Genomic DNA, 23,676 nt, shown 5'->3' with positions numbered 1-23,676 from the left:
CTCAGACTTACTGACCGTCGAGATAACGCTCCACATCCAGCGCCGCCATGCAACCGGCACCGGCCGAGGTGATGGCCTGGCGGTAAACGTGGTCAGCCACATCGCCGGCAGCAAACACGCCAGGAATGCCGGTAGCAGTGGCATTGCCTTCGCGGCCACCGTTGACCACCAGATAACCGTCCTTGAGCGCCAGCTGGCCTTCGAATAGCGAGGTGTTCGGCGTATGGCCAATGGCGACGAACAGGCTATCAACGTTCAGCTCGTCAAAGCTGCCATCGTTGTTCTTCACCCGCACACCCGTCACGCCCATGTTGTCGCCGAGCACTTCATCGACCTCAGCATTCAGCTTGAGCACGATCTTGCCTTCGGCGACCCGCGCCTGCAGCTTGTCCTGCAGAATCTTCTCGGCGCGGAAGGTTTCCCGGCGGTGTACCAGGGTGACCTTACTAGCAATATTGGCCAGGTACAGCGCCTCTTCCACTGCCGTATTGCCGCCACCGACCACCGCGACCTCACGGTTGCGGTAGAAGAAACCATCGCACGTGGCGCACGCCGAAACGCCCTTACCCATAAAGCTTTCTTCGCTGGGCAAGCCCAGATAACGGGCGCTGGCTCCGGTGGCGATGATCAACGCATCACAGCTGTAGGTGCCGCTGTCGCCGACCAGGGTGAACGGCTTACCGGCCAGGTCAACGGCATTGATGTGGTCGTAGACGATTTCCGTCTCGAAACGCTCGGCATGCTCCTGCATGCGCTGCATCAGCGCCGGCCCCGTCAAGCCATGTACATCACCGGGCCAGTTATCCACCTCAGTGGTGGTGGTCAACTGGCCGCCGGCCTGAAGGCCGGTGATCAGCAAGGGCTTGAGATTCGCACGCGCGGCATAAACCGCCGCACTGTAGCCGGCAGGGCCGGAGCCCAGAATGATCACGCGGGCATGACGATCAGCAGACATCAACAGCTCCTCCCGGCATTGCCGGCAGCAATAAAAAGGGACTTTCGCGAGGACCTAGGGGAAGGTAATAAGGTCGAAAGCCCCACAAAGGGATGCTGCGCAGCCTATGCCTGCCCGACGCACTGCGGAAATATGCTTTGCCAATACTGTGCATAGTCAAGCGCTATAAGCGCACACCGGCAATCGTTAGCGTCCGTTGCAGAGGCTTTCACCTGCCACACAAAGCCGGTAAGGTCGGCGCGACTTCAACTTCCTGGAGACTCCTCCCATGCACGCCCCCGTGCTGACCGGCCCGCAATACCTCAGCGAAGGCCTGAAACTGGTCCTTAGCCCCGGCCTGCGGCTGTTTGTGCTGCTGCCGCTGACGATCAACCTGATCCTGTTTACTGCGCTGATTGTGATCTCCATGCAGCAGTTCAGTGGCTGGGTCGAGACCTTTATGCCCAGCCTGCCGAGTTGGCTGAGCTTTCTTGAATACGTGCTGTGGCCATTGTTTGTCGTGCTGGTACTGCTGATGGTGTTTTTCACCTTCACCCTGCTGGCCAATATCATTGCCGCACCGTTTAACGGTTTTCTTGCGGAGAAGGTCGAAGTGGTGGTGCGCGGGCAGGATGATTTTCCGCCCTTCAGCCTGGCCGAATTGACTGCCATGGTGCCACGCACCCTCAGCCGCGAGATGCGCAAGCTGGGCTACTTTCTGCCCCGCGCCATTGGCCTGCTGATCCTGAGCTTTATCCCGGTGGTCAACCTGATCGCCGCGCCGCTGTGGCTGCTGTTTGGCGTGTGGATGATGGCGATTCAGTACATCGACTACCCCGCAGACAACAACAAGATGAGCTGGCAAGACATGCTCGCCTGGCTTCGGGAGAAACGCTGGCAGAGCCTGGGTTTTGGCGGCATTACCTACGCCGCACTGCTGGTGCCAGGGTTGAATATCCTGATGATGCCGGCAGCAGTGGCCGGCGCCACGGTGTTCTGGGTGCGTGAGCGTCAGGAACAGGCGCTTACGTCCACTTCCTAAGTCATCACCCTGCAGGTTGGCTGCGCTCAAGTACCGCGCGCAGCGCCTGCATCGAGGTCTGGGATTCGTGCTCAATACGCCGGCTTAGAAGCAGGCGATTAGCCAAACGCATCAGCAGGCCGTCGAAGCCGTATTCCAGGGTACGCACGAACTCACAACCGCCTTCCACTTCTGTGCACTCGTAGGTCAGCAGCAACGCCAGCCCGTGATCACCACGAGCGCTGGCTTGCCAGCGGCGTCCTGGCTGGTAGTCGAGCACATCCCAGCGCAGATGCCCGGCGCGGCAACCGGCGTGAATGTCTTCCTCAAATACCTCACCGGCGAGCAACGCGTCCTCGCGGCCGTAGATGCGCAACGAGGATGGATGCCATTCGGGCCAATGCGCCGGCGCGGCTGCATAACTCAGCACCTCGTCCGCCGGGCGGGTGAGGCGAATGCGATGCTGCTGGCGATTCTGCTGATACGTCGGCTCCGGCTCCCAGTGCAAGGTGCCGTACAGCCAGTCCATCAGCGGATGGACGATGCCGAAGTTGCGCGCATGCATCAGCTCACGGCGATGGTGCAACGCATGCAGGCGGCGCATCTGGCGAATCCACGGCAACCGCGCGACGGGATGCTCGGCCGGCAGATGCTCGCAGGCGTGCACCACTTCATAGCTCATATAGCCCAGCAGCATGCTGCCGGCGAACAGCGCCGCCAGGTTGCCGTCGAGGTGTGACAGCCCCCACCAGATACCCAGCAGCGGCAGGCTGTAGAGCACAATCAGCCAGGCAGGAAAGAGGATCACCCGCCAATCACGCAGCGTCTCGTAGCGCATCTGGCCTTCGATAAAAAAGCTGTGGTGATCGCCCGTGTGGCGCTTGTAGAACAGTTGACCGAAGCGCGTCTTGTTGTGCCCCAGGCGCTTGTGCACCTGGTACTCGCCCCAGCTGAAGAACACCAGGCTCAGGGGCACCAGTAGCCATTGCCAAAGCGCCACCGCGTCCAGCGTGCGCCACAGCAGGCTGATGCAGGTCAGGCCATAGGCCAGCACAAAGGCGGCATGCAGCCAGGGGTTGTACAGCGGGTGGATGGCATCCCGATAACGCGTGCGGAAAGCCTGGGCATTGTCATTGTTGTAGGCCACGGCATAACTCCTGAGCGGATTGACAGCAGTCTAGGCGCGGCCAGATCATTCCGATAATGGATATTCAGAAAGAGCATTATTCTTGATAACGAATTTGCGTCAGCTCGACCTCAACCTGCTGCTGGTCTTCGATGCACTGATGCAGGAAGGCAACCTGACCCGCGCGGCCGAACGCCTGCACCTGAGCCAGTCAACCGTGAGCAACGCCCTCGCCCGCCTGCGCCACCAACTCGGCGAAGAGCTGTTTCTGCGCACGGCCCGGGGCCTAACGCCCACCGCCCGCGCCCAGGCGTTGTATCTGCCGGTACGTCAGGCTTTGCGCCTGCTGCAGACCGGCCTGGGCCCGGCCGAGCCGTTTGATCCACAAACGCCACACGCCTTCAGCCTGTCGCTGAATGACTACGCACAAGCTGCGCTGCTGCCCATGCTGCAAGCACACCTGGCGCGCAACGCTGCGCAGGTCGAGCTGCTGGTGCAAGCCGATGATGCCGACAGCCTGGTGCAACGCCTGGAAAGCGGTGCGCTGGACCTGGCCATCGACTACCTGCACTTCGATTCGCCTGACCTGCATTACGCGCCGCTGCGCGAAGAACCGCTGGTGGCCATTGGCCGCGCCGACCACCCGGCCTTTATCGGCGGGCTAAGCCTGGAGGATTACCAACAGGCGCGGCATATCACGGTAACGCCGCGCGCCGGACGTGGCTCGCCGCTGGAAATCGTCCTCGGCTCGGCCAGGGTGCGCCGGCAGGCGGCGCTGCATTTGCCCAACTACCTGCCGATCCCGGCCATCGTCGCCCAGACCGATCTGCTCGGCACCGTGCCCGCGCGTCTGGCCGAAGCCTTCGCTCCGGTGCATGCGCTGGAAATCGCGCCGCTGCCCTTCGATATGCCGCCGGTGCAGGTCAGCCTGATCTGGCATCAGCAACAGCACCTCGACCCGGCGCACGCCTGGTTGCGCCAACAGCTGATCGAACTGCTCGACTGAAATACAAACGCAACCAAAGCGTCACAGTCATTACATAGCGGCAGCGGACACTGCTGCCATGAGCACAGCTTCCCTGCATATCGCGCTGATCAGCGAAACCTTCCCGCCGGAAATCAATGGCGTGGCCAACACCCTCGGGCGCCTGGTCGACGGCTTGCGTGGCCGTGGCCATCGTGTGCAACTGGTGCGTCCGCGGCAGAACGTCGACCCGCGCGGTGCGGCCGACCAAGATCTGCTGCTGACCCGTGGCTGGCCGCTGCCCGGTTACCCCGGTTTGCAGTGGGGTCAGTCGTCGCTGCACAAGCTGCTGCGCAGCTGGCAACGGCAGCGCCCGGATGTGCTGTATATCGCCACAGAAGGGCCGCTGGGCTTATCCGCCCTGCGTGCGGCGCGGCGTTTGCAGATCCCGGTGGTCAGCGGTTTTCATACCAACTTTCAGCAATACACCGGGCATTACGGCTTTGGCCTGTTAACCCGCCTGCTGACCAATTACCTGCGCTGGTTCCACAACCGCTCGCAGATGACCCTGGTGCCCAGCGTTAGCCAGCAGGTCGAGCTGCAGCGGCGTGGCTTCGACAACCTGGAACTGCTCTCGCGAGGCGTCGACAGCCAGCTGTTCCACCCGGCCAAACGCAGCGAGGCCTTGCGCGAGCGCTGGGGCCTGGCGGAACAGGACATCGCCATCTTGCATGTCGGCCGCCTGGCGGCGGAAAAGAACCTGGCCCTGCTCAGCAAGAGCTTTCGGGCGCTGCAACAGGCGCACCCGCAGCGGCGGCTGAAACTGATTCTGGTCGGGGATGGCCCGCAGCGCGCCAGCCTGCAGCAGCAACTGCCCGAAGCGGTGTTCTGCGGCCTGCAGCGCGGTGAAGAGCTGGCTGCGCATTACGCCTCGGGCGATCTGTTTGTGTTTCCCAGCCTCTCGGAAACCTTCGGCAATGTGGTGCTCGAAGCCCTGGCTTCCGGGCTTGGCGTGGTGGCGTTTGATCAAGCGGCGGCCGCGCAACATATACGCCACGGCCACAACGGCGCGCTTGCGGTGGCTGAGGACGAACAAGGCTTTATCGACGCCGCCTGCTGGTTGCTCACCGACCAAGAGGGCCTGCGCCGAGTGCGCCTGAATGCGCGGCTACATGCCTCACGTCAGGGCTGGCCGGCGATTGTCGAGCTGTTCGAGCAGCATCTGCGCAGCGCCATGCAACCTGTGCAAGCGTTACCGGCCGGCAGAACGCAGCATTAAAGAGGAACGGAAGCCCCGTTCCTACAACCGCACATCCAGACGCTTGATCAGCTGCACACCCTGCGCGCTGATCGCCGCGCCGTAAGCCAGCACTTCCACACCGGCGCTCACCGCCTCACGCAAAGCGGCGGCATAGGCCGGGTCGATCTCCTCGGCCGGGCGCACGGCATCAATGTCCGTCAGGTTCACGCAATACAGCTGCACCGCGCGAATGCCCTCACGGGCCAGTGCCGCCAATTCACGCAGGTGTTTGCTGCCACGCTCGGTGCGCGCATCGGGAAAGGCGGCGACGCGGCTGTCGGCGAACCCCAGGGTGACGCTCTTAACTTCGACGAACGCCGCACCTGCGGGGTAGTCCAGACGAAAGTCGATACGGCTGCGTTCCTGACCGTAAGGCACTTCGCGCTTGAGGCTGGTAAAGCCGTTCAGCTCGGCGATCAGCCCGGCACGCAAGGCCTCTTCCACCAGGGCATTAGCGCGCCCGGTGTTGATCACCGCCAGACGGCCGTGCGGCGTTTCGCCGATTTCCCAGGTGCCTGGCAGCTTGCGCTTAGGGTCGTTGCTGCGACTGAACCAGATACGCGCGCCCTCGCTCATACAATTGAGCATCGAGCCAGTATTGGCGCAGTGGATAGTCAGCAGCTCACCGCTGGCGGTCTCGATATCGGCGAGAAAGCGCTTGTAGCGACGTAGCAGGCGCCCTTCTTCCAGAGGCGGATCAAACTGCATGGGGCTTCCAGCTGTTCAAACCACGCTTGATGCGATCCACCGCCTGCTGCAGACGCGGCAAATCCTGGGTGTAGGCAAAGCGCACATGCTGCGCGGCCTGGTAGCGGCCGAAATCCAGGCCAGGGGTAAAGGCCACATGCTCGGTTTCCAGAAAGTGCTGGCAGAAGGCAAAGGCATCACCGCCGAGGGCGCTGATGTCGGCATATAAATAGAAGGCGCCCTCCGGCTCCACAGCGATCTTGAAGCCAAGTTCACGCAACGCTGGCAGGAGGAAATCGCGACGGAGCTGAAACGCGTGGCGGCGTTGTTCGAGGATCTCCAGGGTCTGCGGCTGGAAACACGCCAAGGCTGCATGCTGAGCCATGCTCGGCGCGCTGATATAGAGGTTCTGCGCCAGCTTCTCCAGTTCCGGCACGGCGGCCGGTGGTGCCACCAGCCAGCCGAGGCGCCAGCCAGTCATGCCGAAATACTTGGAAAAACTGTTAAGCACAAAGGCCTCGTCGTCCACTTCCAGCACGCTGGCAGCGTCTACACCGTAGGTCAGGCCGTGGTAGATCTCATCCACCACCAGATGCCCGCCGCGCGCTTTCAACGCCTTCGACAGCCCGCCCAGCTCGTCGCGACTGAGTAAGGTGCCGGTGGGGTTGGCCGGCGAAGCCACCAAGGCGCCGACGCTATCTTGATCCCAATAACGCTCAATCAGGTCGGGCGTTAGCTGATAACGCACATCAGGGCCAACCGGAACCAGCTGCGCCGCACCTTCGACCAGGCGCAAAAAATGTCGATTGCAGGGGTAACCGGGATCGGCCAACAACCAGTGCTTGCCGGGGTCAACCAGCAGGCTGGTGGCCAGCAGCAAAGCGCCCGAGCCGCCGGGGGTGATCAGAATGCGCTGCGGATCGATATCCAGACCGTAACGCTGGCCATAGAAACTGGAAATCGCCTCACGCAGGGCCGGCAGGCCGCGCGCGGCGGTGTAACGGGTGTGCCCATCGGCCAGCGCCGCCTGCCCGGCGGCAACAATCGGCGCGGCGGTGGTGAAATCCGGCTCACCGATTTCCAGGTGGATCACATCATGGCCGTCGGCCTGCAGCTGATTGGCACGGGCCAGCAGCGCCATCACGTGAAAAGGTTCTATGGCGCGGCTGCGCGCACTGTAGGACTGAGCCATGGGACTGCCTTGGTCTGGATTAAGCCGCGGATTCTAAAGCATACCCAACGCAGCTTCGACAACCGGGAGTGGCGCAGGCTGAGTTGTTCTGGTAAGTTCGCCCGCTTGCAGCCGCAGGGCCAGTTCTACGCGACGTAGGATCGGCAAGGGACACCGTCCTGCGCAGTGGATTAGAGAGAGTGAGAGGCGGTCATCCATGCCCACCAAAGCAAAAGCAAAAAGCAGCCAACTGACTCGTGGTTTTGAGCCCTATAAAGAAACAAAGGGCGAGGAATACATGGGTGAGCCGATGCGCGCCCACTTCACCGGCATCCTCAACAAGTGGAAGCTGGAATTGATGCAGGAAGTTGATCGTACTGTGCACCACATGCAGGACGAAGCAGCCAACTTCCCCGATCCAGCGGACCGCGCCAGCCAGGAAGAAGAATTCAGCCTGGAACTGCGTGCCCGTGATCGCGAGCGCAAGCTGATCAAGAAGATCGACGAAACCCTGCAACTGATCGAAGACAACGACTACGGCTGGTGCGATTCCTGCGGCGTAGAAATCGGCATCCGCCGACTGGAAGCACGCCCCACCGCCACCCTTTGCATCGATTGCAAAACCCTGGCGGAAATCAAAGAAAAACAGATCGGTTCCTGATCTGAACCAGAGGGTGCTTCGGCACCCTCTGTTGTTTCTGCCTCCCTGTGTGTGCCAGACATGAACACACCCGCGTATATCGGCCGCTTCGCCCCCACACCTAGCGGTTACCTGCATTTCGGCTCACTGGTCGCAGCCCTGGCGTCCTACCTTGACGCGCGCGCGGTAAATGGCCGCTGGCTGCTGCGTATGGAAGACCTCGACCCGCCACGCGAAGTCGCCGGCGCCCAAGAAGGCATTCTCAGAACCCTGGAAAGTTACGGCTTCGAATGGGATGGCGAACTGGTGCGCCAGAGTAATCGTCACGGCGAGTATGCTGCACTGGTCGAACGTCTGCTCAGCCAGGGTCTGGCCTACGCCTGCACCTGCTCACGCAAGCAACTGGAAGGCACTCAGGGCATCTACCCTGGCACTTGCCGCAATGCCGGCCACGGCTTTGCCGATGCGGCGATTCGCCTGCGCGTGCCGGAGCTGAGCTACCACTTTGTCGACCGCGTACAAGGCGACTACCGCCAGCACTTGGGCCGCGAGGTCGGTGACTTTGTGATTCGCCGCCGCGATGGCCTGTATGCCTACCAACTGGCCGTGGTGCTCGACGATGCCTGGCAGGGCATCACAGATATAGTGCGCGGTGCAGACCTGCTCGACTCCACCCCGCGCCAGCTGTACCTGCAGGAGCTGCTTGGCTTTTCGCAACCGCGCTATCTGCATGTACCGCTGATCATCCAGCCCGATGGCCACAAGCTCGGCAAATCCTACCGCTCGCCACCGCTACCGGCCGATCAGGCCACTCCACTGCTGATTCGCGCCCTGCGTGCGCTTGGCCAACCGTTGCCGGACGGCGCCCCCCATGGCCAGCCTGCCGAACTGCTGCGCTGGGCCAGCCAGCACTGGGATGCATCGCTTATTCCGCGCAGCCTGACCCTCGCCGAAGCCCAACTTCGCTAAACGTCGACACATTTGTGCCTATGTCCGCTAGCGAACAGACGCCAGCCAGCAGCGTGCTGTAGGGTGACGACAATGCTGCGACAGCATTCTTCCCGATGGTGCAGGTTTACTTCGCCATCGCGGTACCCGGGTCTTGGGTGTTGACCGGACACACAAGCGTCTGCGGCCAATATGCAATATCAGCACGGCGAAGCAACAGGGGCACGGCAATCGTGACTTCGTAGGTCCGCTGTCGCGGTTTCTCAGATGGGTCTCGCACCTCGACGCCCATCGCGCATGCCAATGATGGCTGGAACCGCGCCCTATGACCTCCGTCTTTTCTGCTCTATTCAGCCATGCCGCTGCACCCTCGCCATGGCTTGATCACGCCCCGGTACGCGAAGAACTGTTCGGCATCGAACGCCTCGAACAACACGCCTACACCCTGGCCGCTGCCCAACCGATCAGCAGCAAGCCGCCCGCCGTGCTGTCCTTGCATCGCCGGCTGAACGACAACGCCAAGGTATTGCTTGCGGCCTACCGCGCCAGTGCTGCGGAACTGGCCAACGGCCGTGGCGTGGTACCGGCAGCCGAGTGGCTGCTGGACAACTATCACCTGGTCGAAGAGCAGATTCGCGAGATCCGCGATGACCTGCCGCCGGGCTATTACCGCCAACTGCCGAAACTCGCCAGCGGTCCCTTTGCCGGTTATCCACGGGTACTGGGCATGGCCTGGGCGTTTATCGCTCACACCGACAGCCACTTCGACCCGGACATTCTGCAGCGCTTTATCGTCGCCTATCAGCAGGTGCAGCCGTTGACCATCGGCGAGCTGTGGGCCGTGGCGATTACCCTGCGCATCGTGCTGATCGAAAACCTGCGTCGCCTGGCCGACCAGATGACCGCCGGGCGCAGCGCACGGGCCGACGCCGACGCCCTGGCCAGCCGCCTGCTGGGTAAAGATGCCCCGCACGCGGCGCTCGACAGGGAACTGCACGAGCGCGCCCGCACCGCGTTGAGCGAGCCGTTTGCCGCACAACTGGCCAAGCGCCTGCGTGACCATGACCCGCTCACCACCCCGGCACTGGGCTGGTTGGAAGAGCGCCTCGGCGCGCAGGGCAGCAGCATCGATGAAGTGGTGCAACATGCGCAGCAGCGCCAGGGCGCGTCCAACCTTACGGTACGCAACATCATCAACAGCATGCGCCTGATTTCCTCCATCGACTGGGCGCAGCTGTTCGAGAACGTCAGCCTGGTGGATGCCCGCCTGGGCGCACGCAGCGATTTTGCCGCGATGGATTTTGCCACCCGCAACCAGTACCGCAGCGCCATCGAACAACTGGCCCGAGGCAGTCGCTGCAGCGAACTGGAAGTTGCCGAACAGGCGCTGCTGGCCACACAGCAGGCCAGTGCAACCCAGAACGCAGATCCGCGCACAAGCGACCCCGGCTACCACCTGATCGCCGAAGGCCGCCTGGCGCTGGAGCAGCGCATCGATTTTCGTCCGCCGCTGCGCCTGCGCATCAGCCGTGGCCATATCCACCTCGGTATGACCGGCTACGTCGGCGCCATCGTTGGCCTGGCCAGCCTGCTACTGGGTCTGGCGCTGTACAGCCTGGCTAGCCAGGGAGTGACTGCCGGCTGGCTGCTGGCGCTGGGTGTGCTGGGCTTTCTGCCGGCCACTGAAGTGGCCACCGCGCTGGTCAATCGCGCGGTCAGTTCCAGCTTTGGCGCCATGGGCCTGCCGGGCCTGGAGCTGAGCGAAGGGGTGCCCAGCAGCCTGCGCACGCTGATTGCCGTACCGACCCTGCTCGGCAACGAGGCTGATCTGCTGGAGCAGATCGAGCGCCTGGAAGTGCATCACCTGGCCGGGCATGGCGGCGACCTGACTTTCGCCCTGCTCACCGATGGCCTGGATGCCGACCAGGAGCACCTGGCCAGCGACGACGCCCTGCTGCAACTGGCCAGCGCCGCCATCGACCAGCTCAACCAGCGCTACGGGCCAGGTATCGCCGGCAGTCGCTTTCTCCTGTTGCACCGCCGGCGGCAGTTCAACCCCAGTGAAAACGTCTGGATGGGCTGGGAACGCAAGCGCGGCAAGCTGCATGAACTCAATCGCTTGCTGCGCGGTGCCAATGACACCAGCTTTACCCCGGTGCCTGGGCTAAGCCAGCGCGTGCCGGACGCGGTGCGCTACGTCATCACCCTGGACGCCGACACCCGCCTGCCCCGCGATGCAGCGCTGCGTCTGATCGGCAAGATGGCCCACCCGCTGAACCAACCGCGCTTCAACACCGAGCTACAACGGGTGGTCGGCGGCTACGCGATCCTGCAACCCCGGGTGACCCCATCACTGCCGTTGCAGCGCGAAGGCTCGCTGTACCAGAAGGTGTTTTCCAGTCCCGGCGGCATGGACCCCTACGCTGCTGCCGTGTCCGATGTGTATCAGGACCTGTTCGGCGAAGGCTCCTTTACCGGCAAGGGCATCTACGACATCGACGCCTTCGAGGCCGCGCTGGCCGGCCGAGTCAGGGAAAACAGCCTGCTCAGCCATGACCTGTTTGAAGGCGTCTTCGCTCGCGCAGGCCTGGCTTCGGATGTGGAAGTGGTCGAGGAATTCCCCTCACGCTACGACGTCGCCAGCAAGCGTCAGCACCGCTGGACGCGGGGCGACTGGCAGCTGCTGCCATGGATTTTCGGGCCGCTACACGGCAAACCGGCGCTGCCGAGCATCGGCCGCTGGAAGATGCTCGACAACCTGCGCCGCTCCCTGCTGGCGCCGGCCACCCTGACGGCACTGGGCCTGAGCTGGCTGCTGCCCTTGCCAGCAGCGCTGAGCGCCAGCCTGTTGCTGATTGCCAGCCTGCTGATCCCCGCCTTGCTGCCACTGTGCTTCGGCCTGCTGCCGGCACGCGCCGGTATCCGCTGGCGCAGCCACCTCGGCAAGCTGCGTGATGACCTGCTGCTGGCCCTGCTGCAAAGCGCGCTGAACCTGACATTCCTCGCCGACCAAAGCTGGCGCATGCTCGATGCGATCAGCCGTACCCTGACCCGCCTGCTGATCACCCGACGTAATCTGCTGGAATGGACCACCGCCGCGCAGGCGGCGATCAGCCCGCGCTTGAAACTGCTGGGTTTCTACTGCGGCATGGCCGGCGGCACCACGCTCGGCCTGCTGCTGTGCGCTCTGGCCCTGTTCTGGTCACCGGCCATCTGGCCGCTGGTACTGCCCTTCGCATTGTTCTGGTTCAGCGCACCGGCAATTGCCATGCTGGTCAGCCGTTCGCCACGCATGGCCAAACGCCTGCTGATCGACCCGACGCAACGCAACGAGCTACGCCTGATTGCCCGGCGTACCTGGCGCTTCTTCGAAACCTTCGTCACGCCAGCCGACAACCAGCTGCCACCGGATAACTTTCAGGAAGATCCCAAGCCGGTTATTGCCCACCGCACCTCACCCACCAATATGGGCCTGTACCTGCTCTCCGCCATCGCCTCCCGTGATTTCGGCTGGGCCGGCACCGAGCGCACCGTCGCCCGCCTGCAGGCCACGCTGGCAGTCATGGCGCAGTTGCAGCGCCATCGCGGGCACTTCTTCAACTGGTACGACACCGAGGATTTGCGCCCTTTGGCGCCGGCCTATGTGTCATCAGTGGACAGCGGCAACCTGGCCGGCCACCTGCTGGTGGTGGCCAATGCCTGCGAAGAATGGCTGAAAGCCCCCGTAAGTGCGGACGCCCGCCAGGGTATCGACGACAACGTACAACTGGCCCGCACCGCGCTGGCGGCCCTGCCGACTGCCAGTAGCGAACGCAGCCAACAACTGCACGAATTACTGCAACAGATCGAAGCCGGCCTGAATGGCGCGCAGCCGCTGTTTAGCCTGCTGCCAGCCCTGCTGCGCCTGAGTGACAAAGCCACGCAGCTGGCCAGCGGCTTCGCCCCACTCGACACGGATAACCAGGCCGGCGAATTGCTGTTCTGGCTGCAGGCCCTCACCCAGGCCCTGGGCGATCTGCAGCAGGATGCCGAGCTGACGGATAGCCAACGCACAACCCTGCACGACGCGCTGCGCAGCGTCGCGGAGCAGGCACGCAACATGGCCCTGGGCATGAATTTCGCCTTCCTGCTGGAACCGGAACGCAAGCTACTGTCGATTGGCTTCTGCCTGGCTGACAACAGCCTGGACAGCAGCTGCTATGACCTGCTCGCCTCGGAAGCGCGGTTGGCCAGCCTGTTCGCCATCGCCAAGGGCGATGTCAGCACCCGTCACTGGTTTCGCCTGGGCCGCACTGCCACGCCACTGGGCAGCGGCTCGGCACTGATTTCCTGGTCCGGCTCGATGTTCGAATACCTGATGCCCTCGCTGGTGATGCGTGCCCCCGCCGGCAGCCTGCTGGAGCAGACCAACCGCCTGGTAGTCGCGCGCCAGGCCGCCTATGGCAATGATTTGGGCATCCCCTGGGGCATTTCCGAATCGGCCTACAACGCCCGCGACATGGAGCAGACCTACCAGTATTCCAACTTCGGCGTACCGGGCCTGGGCCTCAAGCGCGGGCTGTCCGCCAATCGGGTGATTGCCCCCTACGCCACCGGCCTGGCCACCATGGTCGACCCGCAAGGCGCCCTGGCTAACTACCGCCGCCTGAATGAGATGGGCGCCCTGGGCCGTTATGGTTTCTATGAAGCGCTGGATTTCACCCGCACCCGCCTGCCGGATGAGCAGCCCTTCGCCATCGTGCGTAACTTTATGGCCCACCATCAGGGCATGAGCATCGTCGCCATTGCCAACACCCTGCATGACGGCCAGATGCGGGCGCGCTTCCACCGCGAACCCATGATCCAGGCCTGCGAGCTGCTGTTGCAGGAACGTATGCCACGCAATGTTGCGGTCGCCCATCCGCGCGCCGAAGAAGTCAGCGCCTGCGCCACAGAAGCCGACTGCACGCTGCACAACGAACGCCGACTGAACCACTTCAACGGCAATCCGCCGGTTACTCACCTGCTCAGTAACGGCCGGTACAGCGTGATGCTCACCGCCAGCGGCGCGGGTTACAGCCGCTGGCGCGACATCGCCATCACCCGCTGGCAAGAAGACAGCACCCGCGACTCGCACGGCTCCTTTATCTTTCTCTGGGACACCCTCAATGGCACCCGCTGGTCCCTGGGCGCGCAGCCGAGCAGCAGCAACCCCTATGACGAAGTGGTGTTCGCCGAGGACTACGCCAGCTACAGCCGCCACGACGGCAATCTCAGCACCAGCCTAGAAGTGCTGGTGTCCGGCGAAGACGACGGTGAAGTGCGCCGCGTCTCGCTGACCAACAGCGGCCGCATCACGCGGGAGATCGAACTGACCTCCTACGCCGAACTGGTAATGGCCAGCGCCGCCAGCGACAACGCCCACCCGACGTTCTCCAAGTTGTTTGTGGTCACCGAGTACCTGCCAGCCTTCGGCGCGTTGATTGCCACACGCCGGCCGCGCAGTGCCAGCGAACCGTCGCTGTGGGCCGCGCACTTTGCCGTGATTGAAGGTGAAGTGAGTGCCGAGCCGCAATACGAGTCCGACCGCGCGAAGTTTCTCGGACGCAGTTGTGCGCTGCATGCCGCTGCGGTAATCCGCCAGGGCCAGCGCCTATCGAATACCGTCGGCACGGTGCTGGACCCGATCTTCTCGCTGCGCCAGCGTCTGCTGATCGAGCCCGGCAAGATTGCCCGTGTGGCGTTCTGGACGGTGGTGGCGCCTACCCGTGAGGCGCTGCTTGATTTGATCGACAAGCACCACGACCGCAGCGCCTTCGAGCGCGCGAAAACCCTGGCCTGGACCCAGGCCCAGGTGCAATTGCGCCACCTCGACATGCTCGCCGCCGAAGCTGCCGACTTTCAACGCCTGGCGGCACCGATCCTGTATGCCGACTCGCGTTTTCGCGCACCGCCGGCCAGCCTGCTGCGCGGCCTCGGCAGCCAGTCCGGGCTGTGGTCCCAGGGGATTTCCGGCGACCTGCCGATAGTCCTGCTGCGCATCAGTGACGCCGAAGACATTGCCCAGGTGCGGCAACTGCTGCGCGCCCACGAGTACTGGCGGATGAAGCGCCTGGCCGTGGACCTGGTGATCGTCAACGAGCATGCCTCCTCCTACCTGCAGGATCTGCAGGTGGCCATTGAAACTGCCGTGCGCAGCAGCCAATCACGCCCCCGCTTTACCGCCGAACTGGCGCAGGGCGCGGTATTCGTGCTGCGTGCCGACCTGCTCAGCGGTGAATACCGCGAACGCCTGCAGGCCGTCGCCAGGGTGCTGCTGGTGGCGCATCGCGGGCCGATTTCCGAGCAGCTGGCGCGTATACCGCCCTGCCCCAGCCCCGTACCGCCAAGCGCCAGCAACCACAGTGCGCAGCCCATTCCGGTATTCCACGCACCGCCGCCCAGCCCGCTGGAGTTTGCCAACGACCTGGGCGGTTTCGACCTGGATGGCCGCGAGTACCTGGTGCGCCTGGACGCCTGGAGCAACACCCCGGCGCCGTGGATCAACGTGATCGCCAATCCGCAGTTCGGCTTTCAGGCTTCGGCCGAAGGCAGCGGCTACACCTGGGCCGACAACAGCCGGGAAAACCAGCTCACGCCCTGGTCCAACGACCCGGTCAGCGACCCACCGGGCGAAGCCCTGTATGTACGCGACGAAGACAGCCTGGCGCTGTTCAGCCCCACCGCCCAACCGCTGCGCGACAGCGGTTACTACGAAGCCCGCCATGGCTTTGGCTACAGCCGCTTCAGCCACCAGGCCGGCGGCATTGCCATGGAGTTGCTGCAATACGTGCCGCTGGAAGACCCGATCAAGATCTCCCGGCTGACCCTGCGCAACCTCTCCGGGCGGCCACGCCGGCTGAGCGTTACCGCCTATGCCGAATGGGTGCTGGGCAGCACGCGGGCGGCCAGCGCGCCGTTTATCGTCAGTCAGCAGGACAGCGCCACCGGCGCCATCCTGATACGCAACCCGTGGAGCATCGCCTTTACCGGGCGCAGCGCATTCAGCGACCTGGGCGGGCGGCAAAGCAGCTGGACGGGGGATCGCAGCGAGTTTATCGGGCGTAACGGCAGCCTCACACAACCCGCCGCCCTGGCCCGCCTGGCGCCGCTGAGCGGCCACCTCGGTGCGGGGCTCGACCCCTGCACCGCGCTGCAATGCCAGCTGGAGCTGCAACCCGGGGAAAGCATTGAAGTGCTCTGGCTCCTCGGCCAATGCGCCAGCGAGCAGCAGGCCAGCGCGTTGATTGCGCAGTACCGCGAGGCCGATCTGGACGCCGTGCTACTCAAGGTGCAAGCGCACTGGCAGCGCGTGCTCGGCGCGGTGCAGGTGCAAACGCCAAGCCGCGCCATGGACATCATGCTCAACGGCTGGCTGCTCTATCAGACCCTGGCCTGCCGCGTCTGGGCGCGCTCGGCGTTCTATCAGGCCAGCGGCGCCTACGGCTTCCGCGACCAGCTGCAGGACGGCATGGCGCTGACCTTCGCCAGCCCCTCGATCACCCGCGGGCATATCCTGCGCGCCGCCAGCCGCCAGTTTGTCGAAGGCGATGTGCAGCACTGGTGGCTGCCGCATTCCGGCCAGGGCGTGCGCACGCGCATCTCCGATGACCGGGTGTGGCTGGCCTACGCCACCGCGCAGTACATCCAGTGCAGCGGCGATGCGGCGATTCTCGATGAACAGTTGGACTTTCTTGAAGGCCCGCTGCTGACCGCTGGCGAACATGACGCGTTCTTCCAGCCGATGCAGGCCGATGCGCCGGCTTCGCTGTTCGAGCACTGCGCCCGTGGCCTCGACCAATGCCTGCAGCTGACCGGCGAACTGGGCCTGCCGCTGATTGGCGGCGGCGACTGGAATGACGGCATGAACCGCGTGGGCGAGCACGGCAAAGGCGAAAGCGTGTGGCTGGGCTGGTTGCTGCTGCGCACCATTGCGCTGTTCGCGCCCTACGCCGAGGTGCATGACAGCCCCCGCGTGGCACGCTGGCGAGCGCACGCCGAGCAGCTGCGCCTGGCGCTGGAAACCTATGCCTGGGATGGCCAGTGGTACCGCCGCGCGACCTTCGATGACGGCACCTGGCTCGGCTCGGTGCAAAGCAGCGAATGCCGGATCGACTCGATTGCCCAGTCTTGGGCGGTGCTGTCCGCCAGCGCCGATCCACTGCGGGCGAACATGGCCATGGCTGCCATGCAACGCCAGCTGATTCGCGAGGACGATGGCATCGCCCTGCTGTTCACCCCGCCGTTCGACAAAACCCCGCTGGAGCCTGGCTATATCAAGGGTTATCCGCCGGGCCTGCGCGAGAACGGCGGGCAATACAGCCATGCGGCGATGTGGGCGATTCTGGCGTACTGCCAGCTCGGCTCGGCCAAGCAGGCGTTCGACCTGTTTGACCTGGTCAACCCGATCAACCACGGCAACAGCCCTGAGGCCTGCCAGCGCTACAAGGTCGAGCCTTATGTGCTGGCCGCCGATGTTTACGCGGTGGCGCCGCACAACGGCCGGGGCGGCTGGACCTGGTACACCGGCGCAGCCGGCTGGATGCACCGCGCCGGCGTGGAAGGGATTCTCGGTATTCGCCGCGAGGGTGACTGGCTGTTGCTCAACCCCTGCATCCCTCCCGACTGGCCGGGCTTTAGCGCACGTATCGCCCTGGCTGGCAGCCACTACCAGATTGAGCTGAGCAACCCGGCGCAACGCAGCCAGGGCATTCGCCAAGCCTGGCTGGACGAGCAGCCCATCACTTGCCCGCAAGGGCCATTAAAAGTCGCCCTGGATGGCGCGGCGCATCGCTTGCGGATTGAGTTATAGGCCGCTGTTAGCGGGCGGCTCGGCCAGCAGTTCGGCCAGCTCGTCGCAACCACTCTGCACCGCTGCCAGAGCGGCGGCATAGAGGGCGCGGTAGCGCTGCAGAATCAGCTCGCCGGTGGCGGTGAGCTGGGTGCCACCGCCCTGCTTGCCGCCCGCCAGGGTGCTGACCAGCGGCTGTTTGAAACTGCGGTTCATGGTTTCCACCAACAACCAGGCGCGCCGATAGGACATGCCCATGGCGCGCGCGGCGGCGCTGATCGAACCGTGCTGGGCGATGGCAGCCAACAGCTCGGCCTTGCCGGGGCCAATGGCAATATCAGAACCGTTATGCAGGCGGATTTTCAGATCAAGACGGTACATGCGGCGACCACAGCGGGGGATACGCTGCGCAGACTAACGCCTGAATCACTCAGGCGAAAGCGGCAAACCACTTGCTGCGCAACGGCCGTGGGACATGTCAGGTAGCGGTTAAATTCGGCCCATTAACAGCAGCACCAACAGCACCACCACCACTACGCCCAAACCGCCCGTAGGCCCGTAACCCCAGCTTCTGCTGTGTGGCCAGGCCGGTATGGCACCGATCAATAACAGCACCAGCACGATCAATAGAATGGTACCCAGGCTCATGGCGTTCTCCTTGATGAGTTGCAACACGCCGGAACAACAGGTGCCGGCATGGCACCCAAGCGCTGCTTCATCCTGTACGCCACAGCGGCAGGTGTCGGTGCGCTATCGCACCGACGGCGGCCCTGCTATTCGGCGGCCAGTGCCCCATCCACGATCTGCTGCGCCTCGCTGAAGATGCGCTGCAGGTGCGCCGCATCGCGGAAGCTCTCGGCGTAGATCTTGTAGATGTCTTCGGTGCCCGACGGCCGCGCGGCGAACCAGCCGCCCTCGCTGATCACCTTGATGCCGCCAATCGCCGCGCCATTGCCCGGCGCCTTGTCGAGCACCTGGGTAATGGCATCACCGGCCAGCTCGCGGCTGCTGATCTGTGCGGGCGAGAGTTTGCCCAAGGCTTTTTTCTGCGCAGGGGTGGCCGGCGCATCAACCCGGTCGGCATAAATCGCGCCGAACTCATCGCTCAGCCCCTGGTACAGCTCGCCAGGGTCACGCCCGGTTACTGCGGTCATCTCAGCAGCCAGCAGCGCCAGGGCGATGCCGTCCTTGTCGGTGGTCCAGACCCGGCCATCACGGCGCAGGAAGGTCGCCCCGGCGCTCTCCTCACCGCCAAAGCCCAGGGAGCCGTCGAACAGACCGCCGGCAAACCATTTGAAGCCCACCGGCACTTCCTGCATCGGCCGGCCCAAGCGCGCAGCGACGCGGTCAATCATCGCGCTACTCACCAGCGTTTTGCCCACCGCTGCTGTGGCGCTCCATTGCGGGCGATGCTGGAACAGGTAATCGATGGCCACACTGAGGAAGTGGTTGGCCGGCAACAGGCCGACGCTCGGCGCAACGATGCCGTGGCGGTCGTAGTCGGTGTCGCAAGCAAAGGCGATGTCGTAGCCGTTCTTCAGGCCGATCAGACGCTGCATGGCATGGCTGGAGGACGGATCCATGCGGATCTGCCCGTCCCAGTCCAGGCTCATAAAGGCGAACTGCGGATCGATGATCTCGCTCACCACGTCCAAATTGAGGCCGTACTGCTCGGCGATGCGGCCCCAGTAATGCACGCCGGCGCCACCCAACGGGTCGACACCCAGGCGCAGGCCCGCCGCGCGGATCGGGGCGAAGTCGATGACGTTGCCCAGGTCATTCACATAGCTGGCGAGGTAATCGTATTCCTGCACATTGGCCGCCTGTCGCGCCTGCGCCAAGGGCATGCGCTTGACCTCACGCAGGCCGCCTTCAAGCAACGCATTGGCGCGGTTCTGCACCCAGGTGGTGATATCGCTGTCAGCCGGGCCGCCGTTGGTGGGGTTGTACTTGAAACCGCCGCTGTCCGGCGGGTTGTGCGAGGGGGTGATGACGATGCCATCGGCCAGGCCAGCACTGCGACCCTGGTTGTGTACCAGGATGGCCTGGCTGATTGCCGGCGTCGGGGTGAACTCACCGCCGGCAGAGATCATGGTCTGCACGCCATTGGCTGCCAGCACTTCAATCGCGCTGTCCAGCGCCGGTTGTGACAGCGCATGGGTGTCGGCGCCGATAAACAACGGGCCGCTAATGCCCTGGGCCACCCGGTAATCACAGATCGCTTGGCTGATCGCCAGCACATGGGCCTGGTTGAAGCTGTAAGCCAGGGAGCTGCCGCGATGCCCGGAGGTGCCGAATGCCACGCGCTGGCTGGCCACGCTCAGGTCCGGCTGCAGATCGTAATAGGCCGCCAGCAGCGCAGTGATATCAGTCAACAGGGACGCAGGTGCCGGCTGACCGGCCAAAGGGTGAATACGCGGGCTCACAACAGGCTCCAAAAATGATCGGACGGTGAAAAGTGCGCCAGTCTAGCAGCCCAACCGGGTAATCCCGAGAGGCTTTATATCGAAGCGCGCTAGGTGCGATAGCGCACTGACAAGCCCTCTGCAAGCAGCGTATCTAATACTCAGCCCCCGTATTTGCGCCCGCATGGGACTTGCTCAGAGGTGACCATGGACAGACCAACCCAGCGCCAACCCGCCCCACACCCGAACGGCTTGGCCCGCTGATTGGCCATGCCGCGCATCCTGAGCGAAAGCTCACTTAACGGGCAGTAAACCTATTGCAGTTGTCGACGTTAGCGCGGGTCAGCTCGCGGCCGGACGTTGTGCGTTGGAGAAGGCACGTGGACACGTCCATAAACGGGGAGAGATGACATGCACAGGCTCGGATACATCCACGCGATAGCCGGCAGCATCGCCCTGATCCTGCCAGCCTTGCTGGCTGGCAACGCCTCTGCCGAGCTCTTTGCGCCAGAAGTGTTCGGCCGCGCGCCACAGCACGTGACAACCACAGAACCGGCGCAGCGCTACAACCTGCACAACGCCAGGCTGCAACCGGAACCAGAGAATACTGAACTCAACAGCAGCAAGGCGCGTCTATACGACCGCTGGATCAGCCTGCCGGTAAACGCGCCGCAGTACGACCAGCCGCCACCGCCACGGCTGCGCTTCTGAGCGCGCAACCACACAGCACCTCCCACGATGCTTAACGCCATATCGGCAACGCAGGCGCCTCACCCGCACCGCGTAATGTTGTTCACGGAGGAATAGGCATCATGGCTAATCGCGTTCTGATCATTACCGGCAATACCGACGACGCCGCGACCTTGGAAGATGTTCTGGATAGAGCCCAGGACGGCCCGTTCCTGATTGAGTGGGTGACCAGCCTGGCGCAGGCCCTGCAGCGCCTGGAAAGCCATCGCAAAGAGCCCATCGACGCGATCATGGTTGATCTCGATCTGCCGGACAGCCAGGGTTTGGCCACCTTCGATCAGCTGTTCGTCCTCGCCTCCAGCATTCCGATCCTCACGCTGAGCACCCTGGAGGATGACCAGCAAACCTGGGACGCCATTCAGCGTGGTGCCCAGGGTTGCCTGTCCAAGGGCCACTTCAACAGTTACCTGGTGCCGCAATCGCTGCGCAATATCATCCAGCGCAAGGCGGTGGAAGAGGCGTTGTTCATCGAAAAAGCCCGCGCATCACTGACCCTCAACTCGATCAGTGATGCGGTAATCAGTACCGACCTGCAGGGCAACGTCGACTACCTCAACAGCGCCGCCGAACATATGACTGGCTGGCAACTCGACGAAGCCCATGGCCTACCGATCGACAGCGTGATGCACCTGGTCAACGATAAAAGCCGCGAGGCGGTGGCCAACCCCATCGTCAAGGTGCTGCAGCACGATGAGAGCAAACTGCTGGCGGCAGGCACGATACTGATCCGCCGCGATGGCAGCGAGTCCGCCATCGAAGATTCCGCCGCGCCGATCCATGATTCGGCCGGGCGCCTCAAGGGTGCGGTAATGGTCTTCCATGACATGACCGCCGCCCACGCCATGACCGAAAAGATGGCCCATCTGGCGCAGCATGACGCCCTGACCAACCTGCCCAACCTGCCCAACCGCGCCTTGCTCAATGACCGCATCAACCAGGCGATCGCTCTGGCCGAGCGCCGCAGCAGCCATCTGGCGGTGCTGTTTCTCGACCTGGATAACTTCAAGCACATCAATGATTCGCTTGGCCACGGCGTCGGCGACCAGCTGCTGCAAGCGGTAGCGCTGCGCTTGAGCGACTGCGTGCGCAGCTCTGACACGGTCAGCCGTTTGGGCGGTGATGAGTTTGTGGTGCTGCTGAGCGAAAGCCACTCGGCCGACGATGCCGCGCGCACCGCCGAAAAAATCCTCAGTGTCCTGGCCATGAGCCACACCATTGGCCAGCAGCAACTGCACATTACCTCCAGCATCGGCATCAGCACGTACCCCAACGATGCCACGGATGCCGAAGGCCTGATCAAGAATGCCGACACAGCGATGTACCTGGCCAAGGAAGAAGGCCGTAACAACTACCAGTTTTTCCGCCAGGAGATGAATGTTCACGCAGTTGAACGCCAGTTGATCGAAGCGCACCTGCGCACGGCCATGGAAAACAGCGAATTTATCCTTCACTACCAGCCGAAGATCGACCTGCACAGCGGCAGAATCACCAGCGCCGAAGCGCTGATCCGCTGGCAGCACCCGGCATGGGGCATGATTCTGCCGGCGCGGTTTATTCCGGTGGCCGAAGCCTGCGGGTTGATCGTGCCACTGGGCCGCTGGGTGCTGCTGCAAGCCTGCGCCCAGGCCAAACGCTGGGAGAACTGCGGCTATGCCCTGGATTCGGTGGCGGTGAACATCTCGGCCCTGGAGTTTCGCCGCAAGGACTTTGTCGACAGCGTGGAAAGCGCCCTGAGGGTCACCGGCCTTAAGCCCAACAACCTGCAGCTGGAGATCACCGAAAGCGTGCTGATGCGCGACGCCCAGGCCAGCGCCACGATCCTGCAGCAGCTGAAGACCCTCGGCGTACAACTGGCGGTGGACGATTTCGGCACCGGTTACTCCAGCCTCAGCTACCTCAACCAATTCCCCATCGATGTGCTGAAAATTGATCGTTCCTTTGTGCAGGACATCCACAACAGCAACGGCATTATCGTCAGCGCCGTGATCGCCATGGGCAACAGCCTGAAACAGCGAGTAATCGCCGAAGGGATCGAAGAAACCGCGCAGCTGGAGTTTCTGCGCAGCCATCACTGCAGCGAAGGCCAGGGCTTTCTGTTCAGCCACCCGGTCAGCGCGGATCAGTTTGCCAATCTGCTGCGCAGCGGCATCAGCTCGCCGATCAATACGCTTTACCAGACAACGGGCACCCTGGGTTAAAACTGCGCGCGGTAGTCGGCCTGCAGCGCGGCATAACACTCGCAGGCGGCCAGCTCCAACCCGGCGCGGTCAAGGATATGAATCTCACCGCGGCTATAGCTGATCAATCCGCGTGCCTGCATGGCTGCGGCGGCAATCGATACACCACTGCGGCGCACGCCGAGCATGTCAGCAAGGTACTCATGGGTCAGGTGAAAATGATCGGCATGCGCACGGTCGTGGGTCATCAGCAGCCAACGCGCCAGGCGTGGCTCGATTTCATGGAAATGCGTACAGGCTGCGCTCTGCGACAGCTGCGTCATCACCACATACAGGTAGCGCTTGAGCGCACGTAGCAGCGCCGGGCTACTCAACAGCTCCTGCTTGAATAACTGACTGCTGATACGCAAGGCACTGCCCGAACCCTGCACCACCGCGCGCATGGGCGCCTGGCCAATGCCCAGGGCAAGGGTTGCGCCCAGCATGCCTTCATTGCCGATCAGGCCCATCTCCAGCGGCTGATGCCCATCGAGGGTGGTCACCAGCGAGACAAAGCCACTCAGCGGAAAATACACATGGCGAATCGGCTGGTTGGCTTCATGCAACACGTTGCCGAAAACCAGGTCCACAGGTTCGCAGCCATTTAGCAGTTGTTTGCGTTGTTTGCTGGGCAGCCCTTCGATCAGAAGGCTGAGGATTTGCAGCGGTGCTTTAACAGACATTCACTTGTCCCGAGCACGACGC

The 23,676-nt window shown here is 63.4% G+C and carries 16 protein-coding genes; 8 read left to right on the top strand and 8 right to left on the bottom strand.

Going from position 1 to position 23,676, the window contains the following annotated elements:
* Positions 1-7 precede the first annotated feature (7 nt).
* Positions 8-955 carry a thioredoxin-disulfide reductase gene (trxB, locus tag RHP75_RS06205; protein ID WP_311090954.1) on the bottom strand — a complete coding sequence of 316 codons (948 nt, stop codon included), beginning with the start codon at positions 953-955 and terminating at the stop codon, positions 8-10.
* A 268-nt stretch (positions 956-1,223) separates the two neighbouring features.
* On the opposite strand from trxB, the gene cysZ reads away from it, so the two are divergent.
* A complete protein-coding gene (gene cysZ / locus RHP75_RS06200; protein WP_167145542.1) occupies positions 1,224-1,976 on the top strand; it encodes a sulfate transporter CysZ in 753 nt (250 codons plus the stop codon).
* A 4-nt stretch (positions 1,977-1,980) separates the two neighbouring features.
* On the opposite strand, the gene RHP75_RS06195 is transcribed toward cysZ, so the two are convergent.
* Positions 1,981-3,102 (bottom strand): SRPBCC family protein, encoded by a 1,122-nt coding sequence (locus RHP75_RS06195; RefSeq protein WP_311090952.1) that lies wholly within the window; start codon positions 3,100-3,102, stop codon positions 1,981-1,983.
* Positions 3,103-3,184: 82 nt separating this feature from the next.
* On the opposite strand from RHP75_RS06195, the gene RHP75_RS06190 reads away from it, so the two are divergent.
* A complete protein-coding gene (locus tag RHP75_RS06190) occupies positions 3,185-4,087 on the top strand; it encodes a LysR family transcriptional regulator (protein ID WP_311090951.1) in 903 nt (300 codons plus the stop codon).
* 58 nt (positions 4,088-4,145) lie between these two features.
* Positions 4,146-5,324, top strand: coding sequence for a glycosyltransferase family 1 protein (locus tag RHP75_RS06185; protein WP_311090950.1), 1,179 nt, complete (start codon positions 4,146-4,148; stop codon positions 5,322-5,324).
* 21 nt (positions 5,325-5,345) lie between these two features.
* On the opposite strand, the gene sfsA is transcribed toward RHP75_RS06185, so the two are convergent.
* Entirely contained in the window at positions 5,346-6,053 is a 708-nt protein-coding gene (gene sfsA, locus RHP75_RS06180) for a DNA/RNA nuclease SfsA (RefSeq protein ID WP_289239690.1), read from the bottom strand.
* A complete protein-coding gene (locus RHP75_RS06175) occupies positions 6,043-7,224 on the bottom strand; it encodes a pyridoxal phosphate-dependent aminotransferase (RefSeq protein ID WP_311090949.1) in 1,182 nt (393 codons plus the stop codon). The genes sfsA and RHP75_RS06175 overlap by 11 nt, the downstream gene beginning before the upstream one ends.
* Positions 7,225-7,420: 196 nt before the next feature.
* Between RHP75_RS06175 and dksA the strand changes: the two genes are divergently transcribed.
* The 3 genes from dksA (at position 7,421) to RHP75_RS06160 (ending at position 17,621) form a co-directional block, all read left to right on the top strand.
* Positions 7,421-7,864, top strand: coding sequence for an RNA polymerase-binding protein DksA (gene dksA, locus RHP75_RS06170; protein WP_090251641.1), 444 nt, complete (start codon positions 7,421-7,423; stop codon positions 7,862-7,864).
* A 60-nt stretch (positions 7,865-7,924) separates the two neighbouring features.
* A complete protein-coding gene (gene gluQRS, locus RHP75_RS06165) occupies positions 7,925-8,812 on the top strand; it encodes a tRNA glutamyl-Q(34) synthetase GluQRS (RefSeq protein ID WP_311090948.1) in 888 nt (295 codons plus the stop codon).
* A 304-nt stretch (positions 8,813-9,116) separates the two neighbouring features.
* Complete coding sequence (locus RHP75_RS06160; protein WP_311090947.1) at positions 9,117-17,621, top strand: GH36-type glycosyl hydrolase domain-containing protein; 8,505 nt, start codon at positions 9,117-9,119, stop codon at positions 17,619-17,621.
* Here the strand turns inward: RHP75_RS06160 and RHP75_RS06155 are convergent.
* From RHP75_RS06155 to pgm, 3 genes are all read right to left on the bottom strand, one after another.
* Positions 17,616-17,981: a winged helix-turn-helix domain-containing protein gene (locus tag RHP75_RS06155; RefSeq protein ID WP_311090946.1), complete on the bottom strand. Its 366-nt coding sequence runs from the start codon at positions 17,979-17,981 to the stop codon at positions 17,616-17,618. The genes RHP75_RS06160 and RHP75_RS06155 overlap by 6 nt on opposite strands.
* 108 nt (positions 17,982-18,089) lie before the next feature.
* Positions 18,090-18,248: a DUF3309 family protein gene (locus RHP75_RS06150; RefSeq protein WP_090251631.1), complete on the bottom strand. Its 159-nt coding sequence runs from the start codon at positions 18,246-18,248 to the stop codon at positions 18,090-18,092.
* Between the two features lie 125 nt (positions 18,249-18,373).
* Positions 18,374-20,026 (bottom strand): phosphoglucomutase (alpha-D-glucose-1,6-bisphosphate-dependent), encoded by a 1,653-nt coding sequence (gene pgm, locus RHP75_RS06145; protein WP_311090945.1) that lies wholly within the window; start codon positions 20,024-20,026, stop codon positions 18,374-18,376.
* Between the two features lie 390 nt (positions 20,027-20,416).
* Between pgm and RHP75_RS06140 the strand changes: the two genes are divergently transcribed.
* Positions 20,417-20,716, top strand: a complete 300-nt coding sequence (locus RHP75_RS06140) for a hypothetical protein (protein ID WP_311090944.1) — start codon at positions 20,417-20,419, stop codon at positions 20,714-20,716.
* Positions 20,717-20,817: 101 nt separating this feature from the next.
* A complete protein-coding gene (locus RHP75_RS06135; protein WP_311090943.1) occupies positions 20,818-22,953 on the top strand; it encodes an EAL domain-containing protein in 2,136 nt (711 codons plus the stop codon).
* Here the strand turns inward: RHP75_RS06135 and RHP75_RS06130 are convergent.
* Positions 22,950-23,654, bottom strand: a complete 705-nt coding sequence (locus RHP75_RS06130; RefSeq protein WP_311090942.1) for a Crp/Fnr family transcriptional regulator — start codon at positions 23,652-23,654, stop codon at positions 22,950-22,952. The two genes, RHP75_RS06135 and RHP75_RS06130, sit on opposite strands and share 4 nt — an antisense overlap.
* Positions 23,655-23,676: the final 22 nt, after the last annotated feature.

This window comes from Pseudomonas sp. SG20056, assembly GCF_031764535.1.
Taxonomy (GTDB): domain Bacteria; phylum Pseudomonadota; class Gammaproteobacteria; order Pseudomonadales; family Pseudomonadaceae; genus Aquipseudomonas.
The sequence above is the reverse complement of the archived record's forward strand: the minus strand, read 5'-3'. Positions and strand labels throughout refer to the sequence as shown.

Excerpts from the sequence above, each read along its gene's own strand:
- trxB (WP_311090954.1), bottom strand. The coding sequence starts at position 955 with ATGTCTGCTGATCGTCATGCCCGCGTGATCATTCTGGGCTCCGGCCCT.
- cysZ (WP_167145542.1), top strand. The coding sequence starts at position 1,224 with ATGCACGCCCCCGTGCTGACCGGCCCGCAATACCTCAGCGAAGGCCTG.
- RHP75_RS06185 (WP_311090950.1), top strand. The coding sequence starts at position 4,146 with ATGAGCACAGCTTCCCTGCATATCGCGCTGATCAGCGAAACCTTCCCG.
- sfsA (WP_289239690.1), bottom strand. The coding sequence starts at position 6,053 with ATGCAGTTTGATCCGCCTCTGGAAGAAGGGCGCCTGCTACGTCGCTAC.
- RHP75_RS06175 (WP_311090949.1), bottom strand. The coding sequence starts at position 7,224 with ATGGCTCAGTCCTACAGTGCGCGCAGCCGCGCCATAGAACCTTTTCAC.
- dksA (WP_090251641.1), top strand. The coding sequence starts at position 7,421 with ATGCCCACCAAAGCAAAAGCAAAAAGCAGCCAACTGACTCGTGGTTTT.
- gluQRS (WP_311090948.1), top strand. The coding sequence starts at position 7,925 with ATGAACACACCCGCGTATATCGGCCGCTTCGCCCCCACACCTAGCGGT.
- RHP75_RS06160 (WP_311090947.1), top strand. The coding sequence starts at position 9,117 with ATGACCTCCGTCTTTTCTGCTCTATTCAGCCATGCCGCTGCACCCTCG.
- RHP75_RS06155 (WP_311090946.1), bottom strand. The coding sequence starts at position 17,981 with ATGTACCGTCTTGATCTGAAAATCCGCCTGCATAACGGTTCTGATATT.
- RHP75_RS06150 (WP_090251631.1), bottom strand. The coding sequence starts at position 18,248 with ATGAGCCTGGGTACCATTCTATTGATCGTGCTGGTGCTGTTATTGATC.
- RHP75_RS06140 (WP_311090944.1), top strand. The coding sequence starts at position 20,417 with ATGCACAGGCTCGGATACATCCACGCGATAGCCGGCAGCATCGCCCTG.
- RHP75_RS06135 (WP_311090943.1), top strand. The coding sequence starts at position 20,818 with ATGGCTAATCGCGTTCTGATCATTACCGGCAATACCGACGACGCCGCG.
- RHP75_RS06130 (WP_311090942.1), bottom strand. The coding sequence starts at position 23,654 with ATGTCTGTTAAAGCACCGCTGCAAATCCTCAGCCTTCTGATCGAAGGG.